The sequence below is a fragment of the uncultured Desulfovibrio sp. genome (assembly GCF_944327235.1).
In the GTDB taxonomy this organism is placed as follows: domain Bacteria; phylum Desulfobacterota; class Desulfovibrionia; order Desulfovibrionales; family Desulfovibrionaceae; genus Desulfovibrio.
In genome coordinates this window covers 1-3,299 of record NZ_CALVHE010000143.1, presented here as the reverse complement: position 1 = coordinate 3,299, position 3,299 = coordinate 1, and the positions used below count along the sequence as shown (strand labels likewise).

The 3,299-nt window shown below is 61.4% G+C and carries 2 protein-coding genes and 3 tRNA genes; all 5 read right to left on the bottom strand.

What is annotated here, in order from left to right:
• Positions 1-71: 71 nt before the first annotated feature.
• Entirely contained in the window at positions 72-1,037 is a 966-nt protein-coding gene (locus Q0K00_RS11620) for a DUF362 domain-containing protein (protein WP_297229704.1), read from the bottom strand.
• A gap of 172 nt (positions 1,038-1,209) precedes the next feature.
• Positions 1,210-2,628 (bottom strand): [FeFe] hydrogenase H-cluster radical SAM maturase HydG, encoded by a 1,419-nt coding sequence (hydG, locus tag Q0K00_RS11615; RefSeq protein ID WP_297229702.1) that lies wholly within the window; start codon positions 2,626-2,628, stop codon positions 1,210-1,212.
• Positions 2,629-2,994: 366 nt separating this feature from the next.
• Positions 2,995-3,069: transfer RNA gene (locus Q0K00_RS11610), tRNA-Gly, on the bottom strand.
• Between the two features lie 58 nt (positions 3,070-3,127).
• Positions 3,128-3,202 (bottom strand) — tRNA-Gly (locus Q0K00_RS11605).
• A gap of 20 nt (positions 3,203-3,222) precedes the next feature.
• Positions 3,223-3,297 (bottom strand) — tRNA-Gly (locus Q0K00_RS11600).
• Positions 3,298-3,299 lie beyond the last annotated feature (2 nt).

The window sequence follows — 3,299 nt, the reverse complement described above, 5'->3', positions numbered from 1 at the left end:
TTCGGCTCTTGGCAGAAAACCTCCAGCTTCATGTCTGAGCAGAGGGTGAACAACGTATTGACACTCTACACCTAGACGGCAACAAGCTCATAGGAGCTGTTCCCCATGCCCATCTCCCGCATATATTCAAGCTGGCGCAGGCCGCTGCGGCTTTCGATGCGTTCCACCAGGTCGCGGCGCTGGGCTTCCGGCAGGGCATAGACCATGTCCACGGAAGCCTGATCCACGGCCAGCAGATCCGTGGAGGCCAGTATGCCGATATCCGGCGCGGTGGCAGGCGCTGCGCCCGTCCCGGCGCAGTCGCAATCCACCGAAAGATTACGCAACACGTTGATGTAGGCCATACGCGGGCCAAAATGATCCACGATGGCCTTGCCGCCTTCCACCATGCGCTCCATGAAATGGGGACCGCCGGCCCAGAGCTGCTCGCCTTCGCGGTGCAGCTGCTCCTTGCCGGTCTTGCCCGAGGCGCAGCCGATGGAAATATTCTTGAGCGAACCGCCAAAGCCGCCCATGACGTGTCCCTTGAAATGCGTCAGCACCAGCATGGAATCATAGTTCAGCAGATGCTTGCCCACGGCAAGCTCCTTGATCCATTTGCCGCCCTTGACCGGCAAGCGGGCGTCGCCCTCGGCATCCATGATGTCCACGGGGCAGAAGTCCCAGCCGTTGAGACGCAGGGTCTCGCGGTGGCCCTCCGTGGTCTGGCGGGGACTGGGGTAGAGCACATTGCACTCCACGATGGTGGCTTGCGGCACATGCGGCAGCAGGGTCTTCACCCAGTCGCGCGGCAGGATATTGGGCCCATTGGGTTCTCCCGTGTGCAGCTTGACGGCGACCTTGCCGCTCAGGGCATGGGCAACGCGTTCATACATGCGGCACAGCCCCGCGGCACTGAGGTCCCGCGTAAAGAAGACCGTTGCCTTGGCGTCAGCCGCCGCTGCCGCAGCAGGCACGATGCCGCCCGTCATGCAGGCCCCCAACGTCAGGCTCCCGGCCTTGAGGAAGTGACGTCGTGTCATATCGGTTACGGACATGGCAACCTCCCTGGTTACGAAATAGCGAACCGAGCATTTTTCTTTTCTGTTACACGGAGGGAGAAAAAAAGCCCAGTGCCGTTCGACTCTTTTTTTTGCCTGATCCTCGCATTCTCACGATATTCGGCTGGTGCACGCTCCCCACGAAGGGGAAGCCGTCCCGCACGCGCACTCAAAAACGAAAATCCCGCTCTCCGTGCGCGATGCGATCGAGATACTCCCGCGCGCGCGTCCGCACCTTGTCGCCGGGGATGCGCCCCAGTTCCTGCTCGATGCGGGCCAGGCCGAGCTCCCGCGTGGCAGGGGAGGCATAATCCTCCAGATATTCCCGCAAGGTCAGCAGGGCATTGGGATGGCAGCAATTGAGGATCTGCCGGCTCTTGCACAGGGCCATGAAGCGGTCTCCCGTGCGGCCCTCCCGATAACAGGCCGTGCAGAAGCTGGGGATGTGTCCCTGCTCCATGAGCCAGCGCACCACCTCATCAAGGCTGCGTCTGTCACTCACGTCGAATTGCGCGGAATTGTCCTCCGGTTCCTCCGGCGTATCGTAACCGCCCACGCTGGTCCGCGACGCGCCGCTGATCTGCGAGATGCCCAGCGGCAGCACCATCTCCCGCACGGCCTGGCTCTCGCGCGTGGAAACGATCATGCCCGTGTAGGGCACGGCCACCCGGATACAGGCGCAGATGCGGGCAAAGGTCGCATCGTCGATGCCGTTGTCGAACATGCCGGGGTCGATATCATCCGCCCGCTTGATGCGCGGCACGCTGATGGTATGCGGTCCCACCCCGTAGGCCGCCTCAAGGTGCTCGGCGTGCATGAGCAGGGCCGCAAATTCGTAGCGGTACCCCTCAAGCCCGAAAAGGACCCCCAGCCCCACGTCGTCTATGCCGCCCTGCATGGCGCGATCCATAGCCTCAGTGTGCCAGGCATAGTCATGCTTCGGCCCCACGGGATGGAGTTTTTCATAGCTCTGCCGGTGATAGGTCTCCTGAAAGAGGATATAGGTACCGATGCCCGCCTTGCGGAGCAGGGCGTATTCCTCCACGGTGGTGGCGGCGATGTTGACGTTGACCCGCCGAATGGCGCCATTCCTGTGCCGGATGCCGTAAATGGTCTCGATACATTCCAGGATGTATTCGATGGGATTCATGGACGGGTGCTCGCCGGCTTCCAGCGCCAGCCGCTTGTGCCCCATGTCCTGCAGGGCGATGACCTCGCGGGCCACTTCCTCCTGCGTCAGCTTCTTGCGGACGATGTGCTTGTTTTTGGCATGGTAGGGGCAATACACGCAGCTGTTGATGCAATAGTTGGAGAGGTAGAGCGGGGCAAACATCACGATGCGGTTGCCGTAGAAATCCAGCTTGATCTGCCGCGCCAGCCGGTAGAGGGCTTCCGTCTTTTCCGGCAGCTCGCAGGCCAGCAGCACCGACGCCTCCCGGTGATCAAGGCCCTTGCGCTCGGCGGCCCGGGCAAGGATCTCGTCCAGCAGGGCCGCGTCGCGCGCGTGCTCCTGCGCATACCGCACTGTGGCCATGACTTCCGCATGGTCAATGAAATCATCCGCTCGCGGAGAGCGCACATCGTACATGGCAAGCCTCCCGGCCTGTATCGTTTGCCGCGCCTGTGCCGGATGCCCGCTCGGCGTCCGCCGCACGGCAGCGGACAGAGGGAAGGCGGACGCGCCGCGGCCATGCGCATTTTCCGTTTGAAACGCCTCACGTTTCAAACCATATGGCCTGTCGTTTCGCGGAAAAAAGCGGTTTTTCCGCTTGGTTTGGGCCGGACGGCGCTGTGCCGCCGCCTCGCATCTTGCCTTTTTCAAAGGCAAAATGCTCTAAAGGCAAAACGCTCCTGCCCGGCGGCGCAAGTCTGCCCCATGACGGACCATTTTTGCAAGCAGGCATCCAGCCCAAAACGCAAAAAAGCCCTTGCAGCAATCTGCAAGGGCAAAATTTGGAGCGGGAGACGGGATTTGAACCCGCGACTTCAACCTTGGCAAGGTTGCACTCTACCACTGAGTTACTCCCGCGCGGGGTGCGGTACAGACCGCTATAGGATGGAGCCCCTAGGACTCCCGGAAAAGCACTTGGAGCGGGAAACGGGATTTGAACCCGCAGCCTTCAGCTTGGGAAGCTGACACTCTACCGTTGAGTTATTCCCGCCGGCAAGGGGATAAAAAATCTGGAGCGGGAGACGGGATTTGAACCCGCGACTTCAACCTTGGCAAGGTTGCACTCTACCACTGAGTTACTCCCGCTC